The sequence below is a fragment of the Pseudomonas asiatica genome (assembly GCF_009932335.1).
Lineage (GTDB): Bacteria > Pseudomonadota > Gammaproteobacteria > Pseudomonadales > Pseudomonadaceae > Aquipseudomonas > Aquipseudomonas asiatica.
Genome location: NZ_BLJF01000001.1, coordinates 47,309 through 71,850, shown reverse-complemented (window position 1 = coordinate 71,850; position 24,542 = coordinate 47,309). Strand labels below are relative to the sequence as shown.

The window sequence follows — 24,542 nt, the reverse complement described above, 5'->3', positions numbered from 1 at the left end:
CAAAAAACCCGCTGCCTGGAACACAGGCAGCGGGTTTTGTTTTATAGCTGAAGGCTTACTGCCCCAGCACCTGACCGATGGTCGGGTCCTTGAACATGCGGGTCAGGGCATCGCTCAGCACATCGCCCACCAGCTGGGTGTTGGTTTCCTGGTTCGGCGCCATGCCGAAACGCTGGTCCAGCGAAGCGCCGTAACGGCCACTGTAGCGGCGGCCGCCATTGGACACGTCGGCACGGAAGGTGGCGCCGATGGTAGCCTCGGTCACGTACAGGTTGTCTTTCGGCGACTGGTACTTCAGTTCGGCCAGGGTCACGGTCAGCTGCGGCGCGTTGTAGGCGTTCGGCGTCGGGGTGAAGCCGAGCAGGCGTACGGCGGCTTCGGCCTGGGCCTGCAGCTTGGGCACGATGTCGTTGCCACTCACGCTGATGGTGCTGGTCTCGGGATACATGCCACCGCGAGTGCCCAGGGACTGCGAGGCCCGGCCGTCAACAACCCGGACCACTACCGGCTGGCCATGGCCGACCGGCGCGAGCTGGGCCTTGAGCGTGGGTTGCGGATTGAGTTGTTGCGGGCTGTGGGCACAACCGACCAGGCTGAGGCTGGCCACGGCGATCAAACCGAACAACAGACGTTGCAACATGCGCGTTACTCCAGAAAAAGCGGCGAAGGCCCACAGTATACCTAGCCACGCATCGACCAGTCATCGGTCCGGCCCGCTTGTCACAATCGTTTCATCGCCGCGCCCTTATCCTTGCGCCAAGCCCTAACGCACAGGACTCGCTGCCATGGCCTCGCTCTGGACCCTGCTCTTCCAACGCCCGCGCCACAACACCTATGCCCGCCTCGATGCCGACGGCAAATGCCTGGCCTTCAAGCAATGCAGCCAGGCGCCCAGCGGCAGCGGCTGGGTCCAGATCGGCGAAATCCGGCTCGCCTGGCTGGGCCGCGAGCTGCCCGCCAGTGCCCGGGTTTGCGCCCGCGCAAGCCGCCGCTGGCACCAGCGCATCCTCGCGGCCTGACAAACGCTGCAATAAAAACCACGAATGGCGACATTTCTGCCCGCGACATCGCTATAATCTCCCCCCGATTATAAGGACGTCTCCTGATCGGGCCCCGCACTCGCCGATTGACCCCGGCAACTTCAATGCTTCGCCCACAGAGAGCCTTCCACTCAGGTCTTGCATCGGCTGTCGTGCCTGCTTTTCCGGCCCTTCACACTGCATGAACCTGCGGGTTGCCATCGCGCAGTCCCCTTTTGAGGTTCACGTCTCCAAAAGAGCGTGAAAAAACGGTTTTCACAACTTCACAAGAGTGTGGCGAGCAAATGAACAGTCTGGCATGTGCAAAAGCGGCAGATGTGTCCCGAACAGCCCTGAACAGGCGGCAAATGCGCTCATCCCGTATGAGTGTCTGAGCCGTTCCATAACGCACGCACGACACCTTGACCATAAGTCGAATTGCCGCACCCGTGGCAAACCGCGTTCAATACGCGAACCCGAAGACTGATTGGCGGTGTCCGCGGAAGTTGCAAGAACTGCGAAAAGTCGGACATGGCGACCCTGGCGAACCCAGGTCCTATGCTGTCAATTAGGTAGCTGTAGATTGTGGAGACGCGTTAAATGGCGCAGAACGAATCGGTTGATGTGGTACTGGTAGGCGCGGGCATCATGAGTGCCACCCTGGCCGTACTGCTCAAGGAGCTCGACCCGACCCTGAAGCTTGAGGTCGTGGAGGCGATGGACTCCGGAGCCGCGGAAAGCTCCAACCCCTGGAACAACGCAGGCACCGGCCACGCCGGCCTGTGCGAGCTTAACTACACGCCCCAGGCCGCCGATGGCAGCATCGACATCAAGAAGGCCGTGCACATCAACACCCAGTTCGAGGTTTCGCGCCAGTTCTGGGCCTACCTGAGCAAGAAGGGCAACTTCGGCTCGGCACGTGCCTTCATCAACCCTGTCCCGCACCTGAGCTACGTCGAGGGTGACAAGGGTGTTTCCTTCCTCAAGAAGCGCTATGAGCTGCTCAAGCAGCACCATGCCTTTGCGGACATGGAATACACCGAAGACAAGGCCGTGATGAAGGACTGGATGCCGCTGATGATGCCAGGCCGCCCAGCCGACCAGCACATCGCCGCCACCCGCGTGCTCAAGGGCACCGACGTCAACTTCGGCGCCCTGACCAACAAGCTGCTGAAGCTGCTGGGCGACTCGCAGGACGCCCAGGTCAAGTACAGCAAGAAGGTCGTTGGCCTGCGCCGTAACGGCAAGGGCTGGACCGTGAGCATAAAGGACGTCAACAGCGGCGGTAGCCGTGAAGTGGACGCCCGCTTCGTCTTCCTCGGCGCCGGTGGCGCGGCCCTGCCGCTGCTGCAGCTGTCGGGCATTCCGGAAAGCAAAGGTTTCGGCGGCTTCCCGGTCAGCGGCCAGTGGCTGCGTTGCGACAACCCGGAAATCGTCAAGCAGCACCAGGCCAAGGTCTACAGCCAGGCCGCGGTCGGCGCCCCGCCGATGTCGGTACCGCACCTGGATACCCGTGTGGTCGATGGCAAGAAATCGCTGCTGTTCGGTCCATATGCCGGCTTCACTACCAAGTTCCTGAAGCACGGTTCGCTGATGGACCTGCCGCTGTCGGTGCGCATGGGCAACATCGGCCCGATGCTCGCCGTGGCCCGTGACAACATGGACCTGACCAAGTACCTGGTCAGCGAAGTGATGCAGTCGATGGAGCAGCGCCTGGAAGCCCTGCGTCGCTTCTACCCGCAGGCCAAGGCCGAAGACTGGCGCCTGGAAGTAGCCGGTCAGCGCGTGCAGATCATCAAGAAAGACCCGAAGAAAGGCGGCGTGCTGCAGTTCGGTACCGAGCTGGTCTCGGCCCAGGACGGCAGCCTGGCTGCACTGCTCGGTGCATCGCCGGGTGCTTCGGTGACCGTTTCGATCATGCTGGAACTGATCGAGCGCTGCTTCCCCGAGCAGGCCAAAGGTGCCTGGGCTGCCAAGCTCAAGGAAATCTTCCCGGCTCGCGAGAAGACCCTGGCGACCGATGCTGCGCTGTACCACAAGATCAGTGCCGACAACGACGTGGCGCTGGACCTGGTGGAAAGCAGCCCGGCGGCCAAGCATTACGCCTGATTCGGCCGGTAACGAAAAAACGCCCCTCGGGGCGTTTTTTCGTTCCTGGTTACTCATTGACCTGTGCCGGCCTCTTCGCGGGCATGCCCGCTCCCACAGGTTTCGGCGTCGCCCTCAGGCTCTGCACCATCCCTGTGGGAGCGGGCGTGCCCGCGAAAGGGCCGGAGCAGGTTCACAAATCAGCCACGGGCCTTGGCGATGATCTCGATGTAATCCGACGCATTGCGCTGGTCGGCAATCTGCTCGACAAAGGTCTTGCCGTGCTCGTCTTTGCCATCCAGGTCCAGCCCAGCCTCGACGAAGAAGCCGACAAAACGCTCGAAATCGTCGATGCGCAGGCCGCGGTAGGCCTTGACCAGCTTGTGCAGCGACGGCGAGGTCACGCCATCGGCCGGCTCGAACTGAAGGAACGACTTGATGTAGTCGTCGCTGATCTCGTCACCGATTACCTGTTTCTTGTCTTTACGCATTGCCGACTCCAACTGGACCATCACGAAATTTCGAAGGCCGGCAGTGTACCCCCCGCAGGCCGGGCGCCTCAACGCGTACGTACGGTACCGGTGTGCAGGTCGGCCCAGACGTGGCCGTTGCCGTAGGTGAGGAACTGCACATACAGCGTCTCGTTGCGCAGCAGGTCCATGATCACGCGGTAGTCGCTGAGCGGATAATTCAGGCTCAGGGTGCGGGTTTTCTCATCGTATACGGGCTTCTTCAGGCTCTTGGCCGCTTCACCGTCAAAGGTCAGCAGCACCTGGGCGATGGTCGCGCCCTTGCTCAGCGGCTTGCCCTTGAGGCGCACCTGCAACGACGAGGTGATCGGGATCGGCTGCTGGTCGGATTGGCGCTGGGTACCCACTACCACCGAGTAGTCGGTCACTTGCAGCAATTGCTGGCCAGTCGGCGCTTCCTGGCGCAGGGACTGGTCGTCAGGTGGCAGGAACTGGCTGTGCAGCGGTGCGGCGGCGAGTGGCAGGCTGACCGCCAGCAGGAGGGGAAGAAACGCACGCATGTGAGGCTCCTTGAATGAAGGAGCACTCTAGCACGGCCTGCACAGGCTCTTGTAGGAGCGGCCTTGTGTCGCGATGGGCCGCAAAGCGGCCCCGGCCATGTTGGTGGCGAAGCTTCAATCGAGGGGCTGCTGCGCAGCCCGATCGCGACACAAGGCCGCTCCTACAGTTGAGTGCGCCGGCCCGACATCAATCGAACTGCGCGCGCATCCAGGCCTGGTACTCGTCCACGCCCTCTTCTCCTTCGCGCGGCGCCCAGTGCGCATGTTCGCCTTCACCCACCGGCCGATACGGTCCGGCCTTGCACTCGAACAGGATGCTGTCCGGCTCCAGCACCACAAGCCCATGGTAGATGCCGGGCGCCAGATCCACACCCAGGCAATCGCCGCCCGCCTGCAGCACTCGCTTGTCGGTCACCGCCCCCTGCTCGTTGAAGAGCAGCAGGCCAAGGCAACCCTTGAGCACGACCAGCGTTTCGGCTTTGTCATCGCTCAGGTGCCGATGCGGCGGGATATAGGTGCTCGGTTGCAGCCCGACTGCCATGCGGTGGCAAGGCTCTTCCATCTCATGGAAATTGTGATGTTGCCGCCCGCGCGGGTTGGCTGCAGCCTTTGCGGCCAGCCCGGCGAACAGCGATTGGTCGATGAACGCAGGCTGGCGCATGATCACAGCCCCTTTACGGCGAAGATGCCGTTGGCGTTGCGCCAGTAGCCTTTGTAGTCCATGCCGTAACCGAAGATATAGCGGTCGACGCAGGGCAAGCCCACGTAGTTGGCCTTGAGTTCCGGGCTGGCCTTGCGGTCATGGTCCTTGTCGATCAGTACTGCGGTGTGCACCGAGCGCGCACCGGCGTGCTTGCAGAACTCGATGATGGCGCTGAGGGTGTGCCCTTCGTCGAGGATGTCATCGACGATCAGTACGTCACGGTCGATGAACGATACTTCGGGCTTGGCCTTCCAGAACAGCTCGCCGCCGCTGGTCTGGTTGCGGTAGCGGGTAGCGTGCAGGTAGCTGGCTTCCAGTGGGAACTGCAGGTGGGTCAGCAGTTTGCCCGAGAAGATCAGGCCGCCGTTCATCACACAGAACACCACCGGGTTCTTGTCGTGCAGGTCCTTGCAGATCTGCTCGCCGACTTTGGCGATGGCCGCTTCGACTTCGGCTTCGGTGTACAGGCAGTCAGCTTCACGCATGACTTGACGGATATGCTCGAGATCGGCGGACATGGCGCTCTCCGGGGGTGCATTTTGGAAAAGCGGGCAAAGGTACGCATCCGCTCGTCACAGATCAAGCATTTATGGACTAACGTCCAGAATGACCAGACGACAGCACAGGCTGAATAGATTAATCTAGCGCGGTTTTTTTGCCCGCCTTTCGGAGCCCCCCTATGCCCACTCGTGAGATCCGCCATCCGCTGATCCGCCACAAGCTCGGCCTGATGCGCCGTGCCGATATCAGCACCAAGAATTTTCGCGAACTTGCCCAGGAAGTCGGCGCGCTCCTGACCTACGAAGCCACCCAGGACCTGCCGCTCGAAACCTACGAGATCGATGGCTGGTGCGGCAAGGTGCAAGTTGAAAAAATCGCCGGCAAGAAGATTACCGTGGTACCGATCCTGCGAGCCGGCATCGGCATGCTCGACGGCGTGCTCAGCCTGATCCCGGGCGCCAAGGTCAGCGCCGTCGGCGTTGCCCGCAACGAGGAAACCCTCGAAGCCCACACCTACCTGGAAAAGCTCGCGCCGGACATCAACCAGCGCCTGGCCCTGATCATCGACCCGATGCTGGCCACCGGCGGTTCGATGGTCGCCACCATCGACCTGCTGAAAAAGGCCGGCTGCAAAGAGATCCGCGCCATGGTCCTGGTCGCTGCGCCAGAAGGCATCGAAGTGGTGGAAAAAGCCCACCCGGACGTGCAGATCTACACCGCCTCGATCGACCAGCGCCTGAACGAACACGGCTACATCGTGCCGGGCCTGGGCGATGCCGGTGACAAGATCTTCGGCACCAAGCAAAAGGACGCCTGACCATGCAGGACGGCTTCAACGACCCGCTCTGGCGCCAGGTCGTTTCGGGCGCGCAGATGCTCTTCGTGGCATTTGGCGCGCTGGTGCTGATGCCACTGATCACCGGCCTCGATCCGAACGTAGCGCTGTTCACTGCCGGCATCGGCACCCTGCTGTTCCAGCTGGTCACCGGCCGCCAGGTACCCGTGTTCCTGGCCTCGAGCTTTGCTTTCATCACCCCGATCATCCTCGCCAAGGGCCAGTTCGGCCTGGCCGAGACCATGGGCGGCGTGATGGCCGCAGGTTTCGTGTACACCTTCATGGGCCTGATGGTAAAAATCAAAGGCACTGGCTTCATCGACCGCATGCTGCCGCCGGTGGTGATCGGCCCGGTGATCATCTCCATCGGCCTGGCCATGGCGCCGATCGCCGCCAACATGGCGATGGGCAAGGCCGGTGACGGCAGCGTGCTGCTGCCGTACAAGACCGCCATGATGATCTCGATGCCGGCCCTGCTGACAACGCTGATCGTCGCCGTGTTCGGCAAGGGCATCTTCCGTCTTGTGCCGATCATTGCCGGCGTGTTCGTAGGCTTTGCCCTGTCGTTCGCGTTTGGCGTGGTCGACACTGCCAAGATCGCCGCCGCGCCGTGGCTGGAGCTGCCCAACTTCACCGCGCCAGCATTCAACTGGCAGGCCATCCTGTTCATCGTCCCGGTTGCCCTGGCACCGGCGATCGAGCACATCGGCGGGGTGATCGCAGTCGGCAGCGTGACCGGCCGCGACTACCTGAAGAAGCCCGGCCTGCACCGCACCCTACTGGGCGACGGCCTGGCCACCACCGCAGCCGGCCTGTTCGGCGGCCCGCCCAACACCACCTATGCCGAAGTCACCGGCGCGGTGATGCTGACCAAGAACTACAACCCGAAGATCATGACCTGGGCGGCGATTTTCGCTATCACCCTCGCCTTCATCGGCAAGTTCGGCGCACTACTGCAAAGCATCCCGGTACCGGTGATGGGTGGCATCCTGTGCCTGCTGTTCGGCTCGATCGCGGCGGTGGGCATGAACACCATGATCCGCCACAAGATCGACCTGGCTGAAGCGCGCAACCTGGTGATCGTGTCGGTGACACTGGTGTTCGGTATCGGCGGCGTACTGATCGGCAGTGGTGATGGCCCGGATGACTGGGGCCTGAAGGGCATCGCCCTGTGCGCGATCGTGGCTATCGCCCTGAACCTGATCTTGCCGGGCAATGATGGCTGGAAGCACAAGAAGCTGGATGATCAGTTGCCTTGATTCGGCTTTAGCCTGACCTGGCCCTATCGCCGGCAAGCCAGCTCCCACAGGTATCCCACAGATTTCGAGAACTGTGGAATACCTGTGGGAGCTGGCTTGCCGGCGATAGGGCCAGTACAGGCAACCTGAAAGTCAGGCCTTTTCGCACATCCCCGCCAGCGCCTTCACCCACTCCGGGTGATCATTCAGGCAAGGCACCAGCACCAGCTCCTGCCCGCCGGCCTCGACAAACTGCTCGCTCCCGCGCATGCCGATCTCTTCCAGGGTCTCGATGCAATCGGCCACGAACGCCGGGCACATTACCAGCAGCTTCTTCACCCCAGCCTTGGCCAGCTCGTCCAGCCGCGCCTCGGTATAGGGTTCGATCCACTTGGCCCGCCCCAGTCGTGACTGGAACGACACCGACCATTTGCCATCGGGTATGCCCATCTTCTGAGCAAAGGCCCTGGCCGTTGCCAGGCACTGCCCGCGGTAGCAGACCGCGCGCATGTCGGCACTGGCATCCTTGCAGCAATCGGCCGCCTGGAAGTCATGCTTGCCGGTAGGGTCCAGCTTCTTCAAGTGGCGCTCCGGCAAGCCATGGAAGCTCAGCAACAGGTGATCGTAATCCTGCTCCAGGTAAGGCCGGGCGCTGGCGACCAGTGCCTCGATGTAGTCCGGGTGCTCGTAGAATGGCTGTAGCACGCGAAGTTGCAACGGCAACTGGCGTTCACTGACCGTCTGCCTGGCCAGTTCCACCACAGTGGTCACCGTGCTGTCAGCGAACTGTGGATACAGCGGCGCCAGGGTCACCTTGCGCACACCCCGGGCCACCAGGCGCTCCAGCACCTCGGGCAAGGCCGGCTGGCCATAGCGCATGGCAATCTCCACCGGGCCATGGGGCCAGTGCTCGACCATCGCCGCCTGCAGGCGACGGGTCAGCACTACCAGCGGCGAGCCCTCCTCCCACCAGATCGAGCCATAGGCATGCGCCGACTGCTCCGGGCGCTTGATCAGGATCAGCGACACCAGCAGGCGCCGTACCGGCCAGGGCAGGTCGATCACATACGGGTCCATGAGGAACTGGTTGAGGTAGCGGCGCACATCGGCCACCGAGGTGGAGGCCGGGGAACCCAGGTTGACCAGCAGCAGGGCGTGATCGGTCATGCAGCGTCCTATGTCAGAGGCGGCTGGACAGGTTGTCCAGAGCCGATTGCAAATCGTTGAAGCGGAAGGTGAAGCCTGCCGCCAGCAAGCGTGCCGGGCGGGCGCGCTGGCCGCCGAGTAGCAGGGTCGACAGCTCACCCAGCCCCGCCTTGAGCAGCAGTGCCGGCACTGGCAGCAGCGCCGGCCGGTGCAAGGTGCGGCCCAAGCGCCTGGCGAACTCGCGGTTGCGCACCGGCTCCGGGGCGCAGGCATTATAAGGACCGCTGGCATCCTTGTGCTGCAAGAGAAAATCAATCAGGGCGACCTGGTCGTCTATATGGACCCAAGGCATCCACTGCCGCCCGTCGCCCAAAGGCCCGCCCAGCCCCAGTTTGAAGGGCAGGCGCAGGCGCGACAAAAAGCCGCCATCACTGGCCAGAACCAACCCGGTACGCACCAGCACCACGCGAATGCCCTGGGCCTGGGAACGCAGCGCCGTCTCTTCCCAGGCGATGCACAGCTGGCTGGCGAAATCTTCGCGCACCGGCGGTGAAGCCTCGGTCAGCTCGCGTTCGCCACCGTCTCCATACCAGCCCACCGCCGAGCCGGAAATCAACACTTCCGGGCGCTGTTCGCGGCTGCCCAGCCAGGCCAGCAACTGCTCGGTGAGGGTGACGCGGCTGGCCCACAGCAGGTTGCGCCGGGTCGCCGTCCAGGGCCGGTCAGCAATCGGGGCGCCGGCGAGGTTGATCACCGCGTCCAGCTGATCGTCCGCCTCCAGTTGCTCCAGGCGGGCGATGCCACGCACGCCGGTCCCACAAATTTTCGGCACCTGTTCAGGCCGCCGACTCCACACCGTCAGGCGATGACCCTGGCCGAGCCAGTACTGGCACAGGTGCTTGCCAATCAACCCGGTGCCGCCTGTCAGCAATATATGCATGGCTGTGTCCTCGCAGAATGCGGCGGTGGTCTATTTTTAACATCAAGGCACTTTTTTGACCCGACGCTCTCGGATAAACATAGGCCAACCTGCCTGCCAACACGGAATAACCTTATACAACATTTGAGCATTGTACAGGTTTGCCTGACAGCGTAGTCTGCTTACAGCAAGGTTTGAAGAGGCCATCATGACAGTACCTATCGCCATCATCGGGGCCGGTATCGCCGGTCTGTCAGCCGCCCAGGCCTTGCAGAAGGCCGGGCAATCCGTGCATTTGTTCGACAAGGGCCACGGCAGTGGCGGGCGCATGGCCAGCAAGCGCAGCGAAGCTGGCGCGCTGGACCTCGGCGCCCAATACTTCACGGCCCGTGACCGCCGCTTCGTCGAGCAGGTACAGCAATGGGTTGCCGCCGGTTGGGCCGCGCAATGGAAGCCACAGCTGTACAACTACCGGGATGGTGAACTTAGCCCCTCCCCCGACGAGCAGACGCGCTGGGTGGGCGTGCCGCGCATGAGTGCAATCACCCGCGGCCTGCTCAAGGACGTGACGGTCAACTTCGGCTGCCGCATCGCCGAAGTGTTCCGCGGCAAGCAGTACTGGCACCTGCAGGACACCGAAGGCTGCAGCCACGGCCCCTACAGCCGCGTGGTGATCGCCGTGCCGGCACCGCAGGCCACGCCGCTGCTTGCCGCTACCCCGAAGCTCGCGGCCGTGGCCGCCGGTGTGCAGATGGAGCCCACCTGGGCCGTCGCCCTGGCCTTCCAGACCCCGCTGGACACCCCGATGCAAGGCTGCTTCGTGCAGGACAACCCGCTCGACTGGCTGGCGCGCAACCGCAGCAAGCCCGAGCGTGACGAGCAGCTCGACACCTGGGTACTGCACGCCACCTCGGACTGGAGCCGGCAACACATCGACCTGCCCAAGGAGGAAGTGATCGAACAGCTGTGGGGCGAATTCGCCGAGCTGGTTGGCTGTGTGGTGCCCGCACCTACTTTTGCCTTGGCCCACCGCTGGCTGTATGCCCGTCCGAGCAGCAACCATGAATGGGGCGCGCTGGCCGATGCTGACCAAGGCTTGTATGCCTGCGGCGACTGGTGCCTGTCCGGCCGTGTCGAAGGCGCCTGGCTCAGTGGCCAGGAAGCGGCGCGTCGGCTGCTCGAACATCTCGAGTGATGTAGGGTTATACAAAAAAAACTGTTTGCATAACTTCCGGGCTGTGCTGGAATGAACCTGTACAACTATTTTGTCTCGTACAGGTTTTTGGAGGCAGCCCATGCACGAATCATCCGCCCACAGCAAGCCGCGTATCGCCATCAGCGCCTGCCTGACCGGGCACAGCGTGCGCTATAACGGCGGCCACAAGGCCTCCGACCTGTGCCGTATGCAACTCGAGGAACATTTCGACTGGTTGCCGGTATGCCCGGAGGTGGCCATCGGCCTGGGCGTGCCGCGCGACCCGATCCGCCTGGTCGGCGACCCCGAGCAGCCGGAAGTGGTAGGCACCCGCAACCCCGGAATGGACCTGACCGGGCCGCTGCGCAGCTATGGCGAGCAAATGGCGGCGGAACTCGATGATATCTGCGGCTACATCTTCATGCAGAAATCGCCTTCCTGTGGCCTGGAGCGGGTCAAGGTATACCAGGACAATGGCCACCCTGCCTTTCACGGTGGGCGGGGAGTGTATGCCCAGGCGTTCTGCGCACGGCGGCCGGACCTGCCGGTAGAAGAAGAAGGCCGCCTGCACGACCCCGTACTGCGCGAGAACTTCATCAGCCGCGTGTACGCCTACGCCGACTGGCAGCGCCTGCTGGCCGAAGGCCTAAGCCGTGGCGCTCTGGTGCGATTCCACTCACGCTACAAGTACCTGTTGATGGCCAACAACCCGCAGGCCTATCGCAGCCTCGGGCGCCTGCTCGGCAGCATGAGCAAGGACGATGACCCGCAAAGCATCGGCCCGCGCTACTTCAGCCAGCTGATGCAGGCTCTGCGCCGCTGTGCCAGCCGCGGCACTCATTGCAACGTGCTACAGCATCTGAGCGGCTACTTCAAGGACATCCTCACACGGCAGGACAAAGCCGAGCTGCAGGCCATCATCGGCCAATACCAGCAAGGTGTAGTGCCGCTGGTAGTGCCGCTGACCCTGCTCAAGCACCATTTGCGCAAGCATCCCGATCCGTATCTGCAGCAGCAGGCATACCTCCAGCCGCACCCCGAGAGCCTGGGCCTGCGCAATGCCGTCTGAGATCCTGTTGCCCATCGGCGAACTGGCTCGCCGCACGGGCGTCAATCCCGTCACCCTGCGAGCCTGGGAGCGCCGCTACGGCCTGCTCAAGCCCCAACGTACCGCCAAGGGCCATCGCCTGTATCCGCTGGAGCAGGTCGAACGAGTAGAAGCGATCCTTGCCTGGCTGCAGCGCGGCGCCTCCGTCGGCCAGGTACGAGAGCTGCTCGACAAACCGGCCAGCACGCCGCCGAAAGGCGACTGGCAAGCCCGGCAGTTCCAACTGATCGAGGCCATCGCCACGCTGTCGCAGCGCGCCCTCGACCAGCAGCTCAACCAGGCGATGGCCCTGTACCCGGCCGTCACTCTGTGCGAGCAATTGCTGTTGCCGCTGCTCGACCTCCTCGACCTGCGCTGGCGCAATTACTTCAACGCACGGCTGGAACAGGTGTTTTTCCACAGCTGGCTGCGCAGCAAGCTGGGCGCCAGGGTCTACCACGACAACCAGTTGCTGCATGGGCCTGCCATCTTGCTGGCCGAAGACAGCGAACACACTTTCAGCCCCGGTTTGTGGTTGTGCGCCTGGCTGTTCACCAGCAACGGCCTGCCGGTCGAAGTGCTGGAGCACACCATTGCTGGCGCGCACCTGCAACGCGCAGCCACCATGCTCAAGCCACGCGCCGTGCTCCTGCACCTGGGGCCACGTATCGATGACAAGGCGTTGCACCGTACCCTGTCCAACCTGCCCGTGCCGACCCTGGCTGGCGGGCCGACGCTGGCGCTGCATGAAACCCGGCTGCGCGCCCTGGGGCTGCCCAATCTTGCTCTGTTCGATACCCCGCAGGCGGCATTGCGTTTGCTGCAAGCCCATGACCGCCAGCCTGGAGAGATGACCGCACCATGCACCTGACCTGGCTGCGCAGCGACCTGCGCATCGATGACAACACCGCGCTAGCCGCCGCCAGCGAACGCGGCCCGACCCTCGCACTGTGGCTGGTCAGCCCCGGGCAATGGCTGGCCCACGACGACGCCGCCTGCAAAGTCGACTTCTGGCTGCGCAACCTGCGCGACCTGCGCCAGTCGCTGGAGCGCTTGAACATCCCCCTGCTGATCCGCAGGATCGACACCTGGGACCAGGCGCCACAGGCCGTACTCGATGTCTGCCGCCAACATCAGGTGCAAAGCGTGCACTGGAACGAGGAGTACGGCATCAACGAGCAATGTCGCGACGACGCCACCCGCGCGCTGCTGGAAAAGTCGGCCATCCAGGCCCACAGCCACCTCGACCAGCTGTTGTTCCGCCCGGGCACCATCCTTACCCGCGGCGGCGACTACTTCCAGGTGTTCAGCCAGTTCAAGAAGAGCTGCCTGGAGCACCTGCACCGCAGCCTCCCTGCCCTGGCCCGCCAGATAAAACGCCAGGCACCGCTGCAGGTCAGCAGCGACCCGATCCCACAGCACGTGGACGGCTTCGAAAAACCCGCGCAGGCGCTGCGCGACCACTGGCCGGCCGGCGAAGCCGAAGCGCAGGCGCGGCTGACCCGTTTTCTCGATGAAACCATCGACGATTACCAACAGCTGCGTGACTTGCCTGCAAAGCCCGGTACCAGCCAGCTCTCCGCCTATCTGGCCGCCGGCGTGATCTCGCCACGCCAGTGCCTGCACGGTGCCCTGGCCAGCAACCGCGGCGAGTTCGACAGCGGCAGCAGCGGCGTGCAAACCTGGATCAACGAGCTGCTCTGGCGCGAATTCTACAAACACATCCTGACCGGTTATCCACAGGTCTCGCGTCACCGCGCCTTCCGCGCCCAGACCGAAGCCCTGCCCTGGCGCGATGCACCGGCCGACCTCGAAGCATGGGAACAGGGCCGAACCGGCTTCCCGATCATCGACGCCGCCATGCGCCAACTGCTGCACACCGGGTGGATGCACAACCGCCTGCGCATGATCGTGGCCATGTTCCTCAGCAAGAACCTGCTGATCGACTGGCGCAAGGGCGAGCGGCATTTCATGCGCCACTTGATAGACGGCGACCTGGCCGCCAACAACGGCGGTTGGCAGTGGAGCGCGTCCACTGGCACCGACGCAGTGCCCTATTTCCGCATCTTCAACCCGGTTTCACAGTCGCAGCGATTCGACCCGCAAGGGCGTTTCATTCGGCACTGGCTGCCGGAATTGCAGGGGGTTGATGAAAAAGCCATTCATTTCCCCGTGAAGTCGGCCGATCTTTTTGCTAGATATTTCTACCACAGTCCAATTGTCGATCTCGACAGCAGTCGTCAGCGCGCACTGGAGGCATTCAAGAACCTCCCGCGCCGGCAGGATCAGAGGGCAGCATCTTGAACAACGCACGCAGTATCTGGGTGACGGGAGCAGGCAATGGACTTGGCCTGGCTTTAGTGGAGGGGCTGCTCGGGCAAGGACACCGGGTAGCTGCAAGCGCGAAGCATGGCGAGGCACTGGATGCCTTGGGTGCACGCTACGGCAGCCAGCTGTTGCGCTTGCCGTGGCAGTTGCACGAAGAACATCAGGCGGCCCAGGCCAGCCAGCAGATCTGCCATGCCTGGTGCGCGCTGGATGGCTTGATCATCAACGCCGGTACCAGCGATTACCTGGCGGACGATGTGGCTGACAGCGAGTTGTTCGAGGCGATCGTCACGGACAACCAGTTGGCCGGCGAGCATTGCCTGGCCAGTGCGCTGCCGTTGTTGGCGAAGGGTGACTCGCCGCAGGTGATGGCGGTGTTCAACCGTTATTCAGCGCTGCAGTTGCATGCACCGACGCAGGTGCCTGCGGGCTGGAACAACATGCCACAATGGATGCGCGAGCAGCGTCAGGCGTTGAAGGCGCAGGGGGTTGAGCTGACCGTGGTGGGGCCGCAGTCGCTGAAGACACCCGTGACACCGGCGCAGGCGATACCGGAGGCGTGGACGCCGCAGAATGCGGCGGAAGAGTTGCTGCGGCGGTGGCCGCAGAGGGAGCCCGAGCTTGTGCTGGAGGCTTTGGATCTCAATGGCCTGTGGCCTTTGTCACACAAGCAATCGATGTAGTGACCGTACCGGCTTCCACCTAGACCACATCGACTTGAAGCCATGCGCAGGGCCTGTAGGAGCAGCCTTGTGCTGCGAAGAGACCATTACTGCACAAGAACATCTGCTGCCCTACCGCCCCCTTCGCAGCACAAGGCTGCTCCTACAGGGTAATGAGGTAGCCTGAGTAACGGGGCAAGACAGTTGCTCCCCAGGTACCTCGTAGATCTCAGGCAATGCGAGCCCCCGTGGAAGGAGAGCTCAGAGCGTCATGCGGTAATGCAGGCTATAGCTCTCCACCCCATCGTTGGGCTGCTTGATGCCCGCGTTGGAATAGTGAATCGCCCGCACGCCAATCTCATGCCCACCGGCAAAGCGCAATCCAAAGCCGATGCGATCCTCGAACTGGAATGCCGAGCCCAGCTCGTTGTCTTCCAGCTCGGTGCTGGAGAATGCCGCCACGCCAATCCCAGCCTCTATATAAGGCTTCACCGACTCCCCGGCAAACTCGTAGACGAACACCGGCGCGAACGACAGGCTATGGTTGCTCGCGGTCTCGTCACCATCCCAATAGCTGTAGGCCCCATCCCAATACCCCGTCAGGCGCCCGACGCTGGTCTGCCACCAACTCGCTTCCCAATTCGATTGCAGCCCCAACCGGTAGACCATGGTCGAGTCACCGGTCTGCCCCACCGAAAACGAAACGTCGGCAGCCTGCGCCGACAGTGAGTGCCCCAGGGTGAAGACGGCAGCCGCCGCCAAGCCGAGCAGCTTCTTCATGAGCAACATCCTTCTTTGCTGTTATTGGTATCCGCCTCATTTCAGGCAAGGCGGTAGAAAACGGCAGCGGTACAATAGTTCAGCTTCTTTTCACGTTTTTTTCACAATGAAAAGCTTTGCACACTGTCCGACTTATGCCACAGCAAAGGCAGGATCTTCCTGAGAGATTGCGGATCGGCACTGGTCCAGAAGCGGGTATCCCTGGCCGGCCCATCGGCCAACAGGTCATCCGCGCCCAGCAGCCGCTGCAGTTGGCGCGCCACTGCAGCACCGGTATCGATGATGGCGACGTCGGCTGGCACCATGCCGGCCAGCAACGGGCGCAGGAAGGGGTAATGGGTGCAACCGAGAATCAACGTGTCACAGCCAGCGGCCAGCAACGGCTGCACATAACCTTGCAGCAACTGGCGCAGCGCCGGGCTGGCCAGGTCACCGGTCTCGATCAGATCGACCAGGCCCGGGCAAGGTTGGGTGATGACCTGTACTTCATTGGCAAAACGATCGAGCAAGGCAGCGAACTTGGCACTCTGCAGGGTACCGGTAGTGGCCAGCACACCGACCACGCCAGAGCGCGTAGCGGCGGCAGCGGGCTTCACCGCCGGCTCCATGCCCACCAGCGGCCAGTTCGGGTACAACTCGCGCAGGTCGGCCACCGCCGCCACCGTGGCGGTATTGCAGGCCAGTACCATGGCCTTGGCGCCCTGTTCATGGAAGAACGCAGCAATGCGCCGGAGACGCTCACGGATATAGTCCGGCGACTTCTCTCCGTAGGGTATGTGGCCGCAATCGCCCACGTACAGCAGCGTCTCGTTGGGCAGCAGGCGCTGGATCTCGGCGAGTACCGACAAGCCGCCAACCCCGGAGTCCATCACGCCGACCGGCGCCGATCGCTCAGCCATCGCGCTTACCACAGACCGCACAAGCCGGGTCGCGCTTGACCCGCAATTCGCGGATACGAGTGCCGAGAGCATCGATCAACAGCAGGCGGCCGACCAGCGGCTCGCCGAACCCGGCCAGCAGCTTCATCGCCTCCAGCGCCTGCAGGCTGCCTACCAGGCCCACCAATGGGCCGATCACGCCGGCTTCGCTGCAGGTCAGTTCGGCTTCGCTGCCATGGCCGTACAGGCAATGGTAGCAAGGGCTGTAGTCACGCCGTGGGTCGAACACCGACAACTGCCCTTCCAGGCGGATCGCCGCACCGCTGACCAGCGGCTTGCCAGCCGCGACGCAGGCAGCGTTGACCGCCTCGCGGGTACCGAAATTGTCAGAGCAGTCCAGCACCAGGTCGACCGCTGCCACAGCGGCCGCCAGCGAGTCCTCGTCCAGAGCCTGGCGATGGGCAACCAGGCTGATTTCCGGGTTGATTGCCTGCAGGCGCTGCAGGGCCGAATCGACCTTGCTCATGCCCACGCTCGCACTGTCGTGAATCACCTGGCGTTGCAGGTTGGTCAGGTCGACGGTGTCAAAGTCCGCCAGGTGCAGCTCACCGACCCCGGCGGCGGCCAGGTACAAGGCGACGGGCGAGCCAAGGCCGCCGAGCCCGACGATCAGCGCCTTGCTCTGCTTGAGCCGCAACTGGCCGTCGATGTCGATCTGGGCCAGCAAAACCTGCCGGCTGTAACGCAGCAGTTCCTGATCACTCAGCATGGCAGGCGCCCCAGGGTAATGCGTTCATGGCCGCCCAGGTCCGTGCGGCTGGCGACCTCGATGAAGCCTTGTTCAGCCAGCAAGGCGCGCACCGCCGCTGCCTGATCGTAGCCGTGTTCCAGCAGTAACCAGCCACCCGGTACCAGGTGCGCGGGCGCCTGGGCAACTATCACGCGCAGATCGTCCAGGCCATCAGCACCGGCCACCAGCGCACTGCTGGGCTCGAAGCGTACATCACCGGCGACCAAATGCGGGTCTGCGGCAGCGATGTAGGGCGGGTTGCTGACAATCAGGTCGAAACGCTCGCCGGCCAGACTGTCGAACCAGTGGCTGAGCCGTACCTGGGCGTTTGCCAGGCCCAGCCGCTGGCGGTTGCGCTCAGCCAGGGCTGCAGCCTCCTCCACGCGGTCCACTGCGGTCACCTGCCAGGCCGGGCGATCGCTGGCCAGGGCCAAGGCAATCGCGCCGGTGCCGGTGCCCAGGTCAAGGACCTTGGCCGGCGTGGCGGGTTGCAGTTCAAGGGCAGCTTCGACCAGCAGCTCGGTATCCGGCCGCGGGATCAGGGTATGCGGTGCCACTTCCAGGTCGATCTTCCAGAAGCCCTGCAGCCCGAGAATGTAGGCGACCGGTTCGCCGCCACGGCGGCGCTGCAGGTAGCCAGCATAGGTCTCGGCATCTTCGCTGCTGACGATTCGCTCGGGCCAGGTGTGCAGGTAGCTGCGCGATTTGCCGATGGCCGCGGCCAACAGCAACTCGGCATCCAGCCGCTCGGTAGGCGACTCTGGCAACTGCGCGTTGCGCAGCAGGCTGGCGATGATGGTCATCAGTCCCCCAGAGCGGCCAGTTGATCAGCCTGGTATTCGGCCAGCAGCGGCTCGATCACCGCCTCCACCCCGCCGGCGAGGATGTCGTCCAGCGAGTACAGGGTCAGGTTGATGCGGTGGTCGGTCACCCGGCCCTGTGGATAATTGTACGTACGGATGCGCTCGGAACGGTCACCCGAGCCGACCAGCAGCTTGCGCTCGGTGGCGATGGCATTCTGCGCGGCGCTGGTCTGCATGTCGTTGAGCTTGGCCGACAGCCAGGACATGGCGCGGGCACGGTTCTTGTGCTGCGAGCGCTCTTCCTGGCACTCGACCACGATACCGGTGGGCAAGTGGGTGATCCGGATCGCCGAGTCGGTCTTGTTGACGTGCTGGCCGCCGGCACCGGATGCGCGATAGGTATCCACCCGCAGGTCGGCCGGGTTGATCTCGATAGCCGCCTGCTCGTCCGGCTCGGGCAGTACCGCCACGGTGCACGCGGAGGTGTGGATACGGCCCTGGGATTCGGTCTCGGGCACGCGCTGCACGCGGTGCGCGCCAGACTCGAACTTGAGCTTGCCGTACACGCTCTCGCCTTCGACGCGGGCGATGATTTCCTTGTAGCCGCCGTGCTCGCCTTCGTTCTCGGAGAGGATTTCCAGGCGCCAGCCACGCTTTTCGGCGTAGCGCGAATACATGCGGAAGAGGTCGCCGGAGAAGATCGCCGCCTCGTCGCCACCGGTGCCGGCGCGGATTTCGAGGAACACGTTGCGGCCGTCGTTGGGGTCCTTGGGCAACAGCATGCGTTGCAGCTGCGACTCCAGCGTCAGCAGTTGTTCCTTGGCTTCACGCACTTCTTCCACGGCCATTTCGCGCAGGTCCGGGTCACTGTCCTTGAGCAGCGCCTGGGCACCTTCGAGGTCGTCCTGGACTTTGCGCCACTCTTTATAAGCAGCGTAGACCGGCTCGACTTCGGCGTATTCACGGGAATAGGCGCGAAAGCGCGTCTGGTCGGAAATGACCTCGGCATCACCAAGCAGAGCGGTGAGTTCTTCGAAGCGGTCCTGGAGGATTTCCAGTTTGTTCAGCAGCGACGCTTTCATTGCGGGGATTTGTCCGTCGAGCCCTCGTTGAGGGCAAAGAGTTCCTGGGCCATGGCCAGCGCATCGAGGCGGCCCTCGGCCGAGAGCCTTTTCAATTGCACGCTGGGCGCGTGCAGGAGTTTGTTGGTCAGCCCCCGGGCCAGTTGGGCCAGTACGTCTTCGGGGTTGCCGCCGTTGGCCAGCAGCCGCTGGGCCTTTTGCAGTTCTTCGTCGCGCAGGCGCTCGCATTGCTGGCGATAGGCCTTGAGCACATCCACCGCGGCCAGCTCGCGCAGGCGCAGCATGAAGTCCTCTGCCCCCACCGACACCAGCTCTTCGGCGGCCTGGGCCGCGCCCTGGCGACTTTTGAGGTTTTCTGCCACAACGTCGTGCAGGTCATCGACAGTGTACAGGTAGACGTCATCCAGTTCGCCGACTTCGGTTTCGATATCGCGCGGTACGGCAATGTCGACCATGAAAATCGGCTTGTGCCGGCGCTGCTTCAGCGCGCTCTCGACAGCACCCTTGCCAAGGATCGGCAACTGGCTGGCAGTGGAACTGATGACGATATCGCTGTTGGCCAGTTCCTGTGGGATGTCGGCCAGCAGAACCGCGTGCGCACCGAACTGCTCGGCCAGGATGCTGGCCCGCTCAAGGGTACGGTTGGCCACGACGATACGGCGCACGCCCTGCTCATGCAGGTGGCGGGCGACCAGGGTGATGGTTTCGCCAGCACCGATCAGCAGGGCCTGGCTGCGGCCCAGGTCGCTGAAGATCTGCTTGGCCAGGCTGACCGCGGCAAACGCCACCGACACCGGGTTTTCGCCGATGGCAGTGTCGGTGCGCACCTGCTTGGCGGCACTGAAGGTGGCCTGGAACAGGCGCCCGAGCAACGGGCCGACGGTGCCGGCCTCACGCGCCACGGCATAGGCGGACTTCATCTGGCCGAGGATCTGCGGTTCGCCGAGCACCAGCGAGTCCAGGCCGGAGGCCACCCGCATCATGTGCTTTACCGCCTCGTGCTCTTCGTGCACGTAGGCGCTGGCGCGCAGCTCGTCCAGGCTGAGGCGGTGGTAGTCGGCGAGCCATTGCAGCACCACATCGGCGGACAGGTGGTCCTGCTCGATATAGAGCTCGCTACGGTTGCAGGTCGACAGAATCGCCGCTTCGCGGCTGGATGTCAGCCGGCAGAGCTGCTGCAGGGCGTCTACCAGCTGCTCTGGGGTAAACGCCACGCGCTCGCGTACGTCTACCGAGGCAGTCTTATGGTTGATACCAAGTGCAAGAAAGGCCATGCAAGGTCGCTGGTTGTGACGGGAAGCCGATAATTGTCCTCTTTCGCAGGTTTCAGGACAACCACCGTTCGCTATTGCGCTGATAGCGCTGCGGCTATCGCCGGCTTCAGGCCAGCATCAGCGGCAACTTCAGCTCACACCCCCGCTTTTGATCTGGCTTTTGATCTGGCTTTTGATCTTGATCTTGATCTTCGCGACTTCAGGAGGCCGAACGCAGGCCTTGCGGAGGGAGGTGACGGGCATGGATGCCCGTCAAGCGCTGAGGCCCCATGGATGGGGCCTGCAGCGCGTACTCCCGGGAGCAAGGCCGGAGTGAGGGAACCCCGGAGCGCAGCGTAGGGGCCGGATGATGGGAGCGCAGCGTTTTTTGGTTACTTTTTGCCGCGTTTGGCAAAAAGTGACTCGCCGTAAGGGCGAAAAGGTGAGTCAGCGTCGCCATCGCATACGGACTGTTCGCCATATCAAAACCGTCGCTTAAGCTTTTTGGCTTTTTGGCTTTTTGGAGGTGGGCATTCACATCGAGCAGGCATTCATTCGTGACGGCGGCGCAAAGTCACCTTTCCGCCCTTACGGCGGGTCCCTTTTTGTCGTGGCAAAAAGGAACCAAAAACCGTCGGCTCCCATCATCCGGCCCCCACGCTTCGCTCCGGGGTCCCCTCGCTACGGGCCTGCTCCCGGGAGTACGCGCTGCAGGCCCCATCCATGGGGCCTCAGCGCTTGACGGGCATCCATGCCCGTCACCTCCCTCCGCAGTCCCTTCGCTCGGCCTCCTGAAGTCGCAATCGGCGGCGCCTGAACTACCGCGCGCTTAGAAGCAAGAACCAGAACCATCGGCTCGACATCTCCTTAGTTAATTACACCGACCAAGTCGAGAGGACTTTTGACATATCTCTACAAGACTTATCCACAGTCTTGTAGTCCTTTTCCCAAATACATGCCCAGCTGTTGCTCCACCCTCTTTCCGCGCCTAGCCTTGACGCCGCTACATCGATATTCCTCACCCACATGATGACCAAGGAGCGGTAGATATGGCTTTGGACGCGTATTTGAAAATCGACGATATTCCAGGCGAAGCCTTGGACGAGAAGTACGGCAAGTGGATTGAAGTCACCGGTTATGATTTCGGTGTAAGCCAAAGCCCCTCTGCCACTGCAAGCTCGGCAGGGGGTGCCACTTCGGGGCGCACCGAAGTGAGCCATTTCACTTTTACCAAGTTTCTCGACAGCGCCAGTTGCAAACTCATGGAGGCCAGTTGCGCGGGGCAGCATCTCAAGGAAGTCAAACTCGCGCTGTGCCGCGCGGGCGGTGACAAGCTGAAGTACTACGAGATCATCCTAGAAGAAGTGATCATTGCCGATTACGCCCAGAGCGCCGCCGACGGCGTGCCTATCGAGGTGGTTCGCCTCGATTACGGCAGAATCAAGACCACCTATACCCTGCAGAAGCGCATCGACGGCTCGGGCGGCGGCAATATTGCCGGTGGTTGGGACCGGATCGGCAACAAGAAGTACGCGTGAGGTATCGCCATGTACGAAGCCCGCGCTTTCATCAACCCCAGGATGCAGAACTATCACACGCTCAAGGCCGGCCTTGCGCTTGGCGGGCATGCCGCAAGCAAGTTCGACATCCTGAATGCACACATTTACAACAGTGTGGTCAGAAGCGGCGAACTGGTGATCGTCGGCGACTGGTCTACACCTTCGTGTACCAGTCAGGAGGCTTATCTGATGTCTCAGGCCTCCATCACGCATATGGGGCTGATGCGCAGTGGCCAGGGGGCTGATGAGTTTTTTCTGGATAATTTCGAGTTGCTGAAGAGCTTGCTTGCCCATGCTTCACTGGGCGCAGGCGTGGTCAGCGACGGCTGGAGCAGGCATCTGAAGGCCATTCAGGACACGTTGCTGGAGATCGAGAAATTGCACAGAGAACATCTGGGTTCAGGGACGCTCAAAAACCGTGACCAGTTTTATGCCAAGCGTGCGGCACTGTTCTCGAAGCTTGACGAACAGTTGGGCAAACTGGCGGCGTTCGGCTCGGATTTGCGTAACAAGGGATCGATTAAAAGGACACTGGCCATATCCACGAAACGCTATTTGCACACCGGTGAGATTGCAGGGTATGCGAATAAGGTTGCCGGGGTAGGCAAGGCTGCCAGTTTGATAAAAAAAGGTACTTACATTGGCATAGCGCTTGATGTCGCAGCAACGGGCCTGGCGATTCGCCAAGCCTGTATGCTCGGCAGAGAAGATGAGTGCACGCGTGCAAAATTTCTCAATGGTGCGTCATTAGCCGGTGGTCTGACCGGCAGCGGCATGGGTGGATACATAGGAGGGACCATTGTTGCGCCCTTTGTATGTGCGGCTCTGGGAGTAGGGACGGCCGGTTTGGGGTCAATTACCTGCGCAGTCATTGGTGCTGCCGCAGGGGGGAAGCTAGGCGGTGACTTCGGAGGAGAAAAAGGCGAGGTGCTTGGTGACTTCCTATATCGAGAGTTCTCGCAATGATCAATATGGAACCGGGTCTGATCGCACTTATTCTCATCACCTCAATCGCAATCGCAATTACTGTCCAAATTTACGTTGCACATAAATACACCGAGCACTTTGAGTCTTTCTTACCCACCTCTCGTATCGTATCTGACAACATAAAAAACTATAAGCATGCTGGACTAATAGGAAAACTGATAAGAACTGGTCAAATTGCAACACTACTGGCCACACCCAAAATCTTCACTTATAGGGGCGCAGCAGATATCGAGGAAGTACAAAAATTTCCGCGCCGTGAAAGGCTTGTCTTGGTCAACCTCTGGGCTATTCACATCATATTATTCCTTGCACTCGTGCTGTCTCACTATCTATGACCCAATGGAGATACGACTTCGTATTCTGTTCAAGGACAAAGTTCTCCCGCAGCAATCGATCATTGGAAACTCAAGGCCGGCACTCGACGCGTGGCAAGGACTTGCAAACGACTGAGATTGTGGGGTGTGCAGTTAAGATCATAGGTGTGGTCAGGGCTGCCAACCTGATCAAAAAAGACACCTATATAGGTATTGCGCTGGAAGTCGCCGCGACGGGTCTTGAAATCCATAAAGCCTGCACCGCTGGCCGCGACAATGAGTGTAGAAAAGCTAAATACGTCCATGGATCTTCCTTGACAGGCAGTGTCGCCGTGGGAGGGATAGCAACAAGCTACGGCGGTGCTATTGCCACTAATATTTGTCTCGCTCTTGGCGTGCCCACAGTCGGTACAGGCGTACTTGTCTGCGCTGTTATTGGTGGGGCTGCGGGAGCCACAGGAGGAAGCATGCTTGGCGGTGCTGTAGGGGAAGCGCTCGGCGAAGTATTGTATGAAAAGGTAGGCAGCGAATGAGCACTGAAGCGGGTATTGTTGCATTTATAATTTTGGCCGCCATGACCGTCACGCTTTGCGTATCGTTCTACATATCAATCTATCATCTTGACAGGATCGAATCACTACTACCGAATAGCGCATTCGTGAGCGGGAATAAAAACCTTTTCACAAGCAGGCCTAATTGGAAAGGTAATGCGCACACTCTCAATATCAATACTACTAACAGTGCCAAAAATATATGCGCGAAAAAGCTTGGTTGACCTTGATGAGGTCACGAACTTCCCTATACGCATGAAGCGCACCCTGATCGTCTTAGGGGCTATGCACCCAACACTTATCGGAGCACTTATTTTATTTCGCATTTGGTTGCGCCCCCTTGGGCCTATTCCGTGACATCGGACGCCAAGAGGCTGGCTGTTGAGACATCAGCCCTAAGCTTTTTGCTTTCAGGTGTAGACATTCACATCGAGTAGACATTCATTCGCGATAGTGGCGCCACGTCACCTTGACGCCCTTACGGCGGAACCCTTTTTGTCGTGGCAAAATGGAACCAAAAACCGTCGGCTCCCATCATCCGGCCCCTACGCTTCGCTCCGGGGCACCCTCGCTATGGGCCTGCTCCCGAGAGTACGCGCTGCAGGCCCCATCCATGGGGCCTCAGCGCTTGACGGGCATCCATGCCCGTCACCTCCCTCCGCAGTCCCTTCGCTCGGCCTCCTGAAGTCGCAATCTGCGGCGCCTGAACTATCGCGCGCTCAGAAGCAAGAGCAAGAGCAAAAATTCTGTGTTCTGGGCGCCGTGGCAGGCTCTGCGGCGAACCGCGCGGGCAC

Annotated in this window: 26 protein-coding genes; 12 read left to right on the top strand and 14 right to left on the bottom strand. The window is 61.9% G+C overall.

Going from position 1 to position 24,542, the window contains the following annotated elements; translation table 11 throughout:
- Positions 1-55: 55 nt before the first annotated feature.
- Complete coding sequence (locus GYA95_RS00300) at positions 56-640, bottom strand: YajG family lipoprotein (RefSeq protein ID WP_013970929.1); 585 nt, start codon at positions 638-640, stop codon at positions 56-58.
- Positions 641-785: 145 nt separating this feature from the next.
- Between GYA95_RS00300 and GYA95_RS00295 the strand changes: the two genes are divergently transcribed.
- Together GYA95_RS00295 and mqo are read left to right on the top strand one after the other, a co-directional pair.
- Entirely contained in the window at positions 786-1,019 is a 234-nt protein-coding gene (locus tag GYA95_RS00295; protein ID WP_013970928.1) for a hypothetical protein, read from the top strand.
- A gap of 600 nt (positions 1,020-1,619) precedes the next feature.
- Complete coding sequence (gene mqo, locus GYA95_RS00290) at positions 1,620-3,128, top strand: malate dehydrogenase (quinone) (RefSeq protein ID WP_013970927.1); 1,509 nt, start codon at positions 1,620-1,622, stop codon at positions 3,126-3,128.
- Between the two features lie 179 nt (positions 3,129-3,307).
- Here the strand turns inward: mqo and GYA95_RS00285 are convergent, their stop codons facing one another.
- The 4 genes from GYA95_RS00285 to GYA95_RS00270 form a co-directional block, all read right to left on the bottom strand.
- Positions 3,308-3,598, bottom strand: coding sequence for a PA4642 family protein (locus GYA95_RS00285; protein ID WP_015268954.1), 291 nt, complete (start codon positions 3,596-3,598; stop codon positions 3,308-3,310).
- A gap of 68 nt (positions 3,599-3,666) precedes the next feature.
- The gene (locus tag GYA95_RS00280; RefSeq protein WP_013970925.1) at positions 3,667-4,137 is read right to left on the bottom strand and encodes a hypothetical protein; all 471 of its coding nucleotides are present in this window, start codon (positions 4,135-4,137) and stop codon (positions 3,667-3,669) included.
- A gap of 187 nt (positions 4,138-4,324) precedes the next feature.
- Entirely contained in the window at positions 4,325-4,798 is a 474-nt protein-coding gene (locus GYA95_RS00275) for a WbuC family cupin fold metalloprotein (RefSeq protein WP_015268953.1), read from the bottom strand.
- 2 nt (positions 4,799-4,800) lie between these two features.
- Positions 4,801-5,358: a hypoxanthine-guanine phosphoribosyltransferase gene (locus tag GYA95_RS00270; RefSeq protein WP_003256346.1), complete on the bottom strand. Its 558-nt coding sequence runs from the start codon at positions 5,356-5,358 to the stop codon at positions 4,801-4,803.
- Between the two features lie 161 nt (positions 5,359-5,519).
- Here GYA95_RS00270 and upp point away from each other — a divergent pair, with 161 nt between their 5' ends.
- Together upp and GYA95_RS00260 are read left to right on the top strand one after the other, a co-directional pair.
- Positions 5,520-6,158: a uracil phosphoribosyltransferase gene (upp, locus tag GYA95_RS00265; protein ID WP_011532223.1), complete on the top strand. Its 639-nt coding sequence runs from the start codon at positions 5,520-5,522 to the stop codon at positions 6,156-6,158.
- Positions 6,159-6,160: 2 nt separating this feature from the next.
- Positions 6,161-7,435, top strand: a complete 1,275-nt coding sequence (locus tag GYA95_RS00260) for a uracil-xanthine permease family protein (protein ID WP_013970921.1) — start codon at positions 6,161-6,163, stop codon at positions 7,433-7,435.
- A gap of 132 nt (positions 7,436-7,567) precedes the next feature.
- Here the strand turns inward: GYA95_RS00260 and hemH are convergent, their stop codons facing one another.
- Positions 7,568-8,581, bottom strand: coding sequence for a ferrochelatase (gene hemH, locus GYA95_RS00255; RefSeq protein WP_015268952.1), 1,014 nt, complete (start codon positions 8,579-8,581; stop codon positions 7,568-7,570).
- Between the two features lie 13 nt (positions 8,582-8,594).
- Complete coding sequence (locus tag GYA95_RS00250) at positions 8,595-9,500, bottom strand: TIGR01777 family oxidoreductase (protein WP_015268951.1); 906 nt, start codon at positions 9,498-9,500, stop codon at positions 8,595-8,597.
- Between the two features lie 187 nt (positions 9,501-9,687).
- Here GYA95_RS00250 and GYA95_RS00245 point away from each other — a divergent pair, with 187 nt between their 5' ends.
- The 5 genes from GYA95_RS00245 (at position 9,688) to GYA95_RS00225 (ending at position 14,772) form a co-directional block, all read left to right on the top strand.
- Positions 9,688-10,674: an NAD(P)/FAD-dependent oxidoreductase gene (locus tag GYA95_RS00245; RefSeq protein ID WP_015268950.1), complete on the top strand. Its 987-nt coding sequence runs from the start codon at positions 9,688-9,690 to the stop codon at positions 10,672-10,674.
- 100 nt (positions 10,675-10,774) lie between these two features.
- Positions 10,775-11,743, top strand: a complete 969-nt coding sequence (locus tag GYA95_RS00240; RefSeq protein ID WP_015268949.1) for a YbgA family protein — start codon at positions 10,775-10,777, stop codon at positions 11,741-11,743.
- Positions 11,733-12,632, top strand: a complete 900-nt coding sequence (locus GYA95_RS00235) for a MerR family transcriptional regulator (protein WP_015268948.1) — start codon at positions 11,733-11,735, stop codon at positions 12,630-12,632. The genes GYA95_RS00240 and GYA95_RS00235 overlap by 11 nt, the downstream gene beginning before the upstream one ends.
- Positions 12,623-14,065: a deoxyribodipyrimidine photo-lyase gene (phrB, locus tag GYA95_RS00230; RefSeq protein WP_161551224.1), complete on the top strand. Its 1,443-nt coding sequence runs from the start codon at positions 12,623-12,625 to the stop codon at positions 14,063-14,065. Before GYA95_RS00235 ends, phrB begins: the two co-directional genes overlap by 10 nt.
- Positions 14,062-14,772 carry an SDR family oxidoreductase gene (locus GYA95_RS00225; RefSeq protein ID WP_043935321.1) on the top strand — a complete coding sequence of 237 codons (711 nt, stop codon included), beginning with the start codon at positions 14,062-14,064 and terminating at the stop codon, positions 14,770-14,772. Before phrB ends, GYA95_RS00225 begins: the two co-directional genes overlap by 4 nt.
- A 240-nt stretch (positions 14,773-15,012) precedes the next feature.
- On the opposite strand, the gene GYA95_RS00220 is transcribed toward GYA95_RS00225, so the two are convergent.
- The 6 genes from GYA95_RS00220 to hemA form a co-directional block, all read right to left on the bottom strand.
- Positions 15,013-15,531, bottom strand: coding sequence for an acyloxyacyl hydrolase (locus GYA95_RS00220; protein ID WP_015268945.1), 519 nt, complete (start codon positions 15,529-15,531; stop codon positions 15,013-15,015).
- Between the two features lie 101 nt (positions 15,532-15,632).
- Positions 15,633-16,430, bottom strand: coding sequence for a glutamate racemase (gene murI / locus GYA95_RS00215; protein WP_161551223.1), 798 nt, complete (start codon positions 16,428-16,430; stop codon positions 15,633-15,635).
- Entirely contained in the window at positions 16,423-17,178 is a 756-nt protein-coding gene (locus GYA95_RS00210) for a molybdopterin-synthase adenylyltransferase MoeB (RefSeq protein WP_013970911.1), read from the bottom strand. Before GYA95_RS00210 ends, murI begins: the two co-directional genes overlap by 8 nt.
- A complete protein-coding gene (prmC, locus tag GYA95_RS00205) occupies positions 17,172-18,002 on the bottom strand; it encodes a peptide chain release factor N(5)-glutamine methyltransferase (protein WP_015268943.1) in 831 nt (276 codons plus the stop codon). The genes GYA95_RS00210 and prmC overlap by 7 nt, the downstream gene beginning before the upstream one ends.
- A complete protein-coding gene (gene prfA / locus GYA95_RS00200) occupies positions 18,002-19,084 on the bottom strand; it encodes a peptide chain release factor 1 (protein WP_013970909.1) in 1,083 nt (360 codons plus the stop codon). Before prfA ends, prmC begins: the two co-directional genes overlap by 1 nt.
- A complete protein-coding gene (gene hemA, locus GYA95_RS00195) occupies positions 19,081-20,358 on the bottom strand; it encodes a glutamyl-tRNA reductase (RefSeq protein ID WP_015268942.1) in 1,278 nt (425 codons plus the stop codon). The genes prfA and hemA overlap by 4 nt, the downstream gene beginning before the upstream one ends.
- Positions 20,359-21,386: 1,028 nt before the next feature.
- Here hemA and GYA95_RS00190 point away from each other — a divergent pair.
- The 3 genes from GYA95_RS00190 to GYA95_RS00180 are packed head-to-tail and all read left to right on the top strand — an operon-like array spanning position 21,387 to position 23,218.
- Entirely contained in the window at positions 21,387-21,875 is a 489-nt protein-coding gene (locus tag GYA95_RS00190; RefSeq protein WP_015268941.1) for an Hcp family type VI secretion system effector, read from the top strand.
- 9 nt (positions 21,876-21,884) lie between these two features.
- Positions 21,885-22,862, top strand: a complete 978-nt coding sequence (locus GYA95_RS00185) for a hypothetical protein (RefSeq protein WP_015268940.1) — start codon at positions 21,885-21,887, stop codon at positions 22,860-22,862.
- The gene (locus GYA95_RS00180; RefSeq protein ID WP_015268939.1) at positions 22,859-23,218 is read left to right on the top strand and encodes a hypothetical protein; all 360 of its coding nucleotides are present in this window, start codon (positions 22,859-22,861) and stop codon (positions 23,216-23,218) included. The genes GYA95_RS00185 and GYA95_RS00180 overlap by 4 nt, the downstream gene beginning before the upstream one ends.
- 59 nt (positions 23,219-23,277) lie before the next feature.
- On the opposite strand, the gene GYA95_RS00175 is transcribed toward GYA95_RS00180, so the two are convergent.
- Positions 23,278-23,502, bottom strand: a complete 225-nt coding sequence (locus GYA95_RS00175) for a hypothetical protein (protein WP_015268938.1) — start codon at positions 23,500-23,502, stop codon at positions 23,278-23,280.
- Positions 23,503-24,542 lie beyond the last annotated feature (1,040 nt).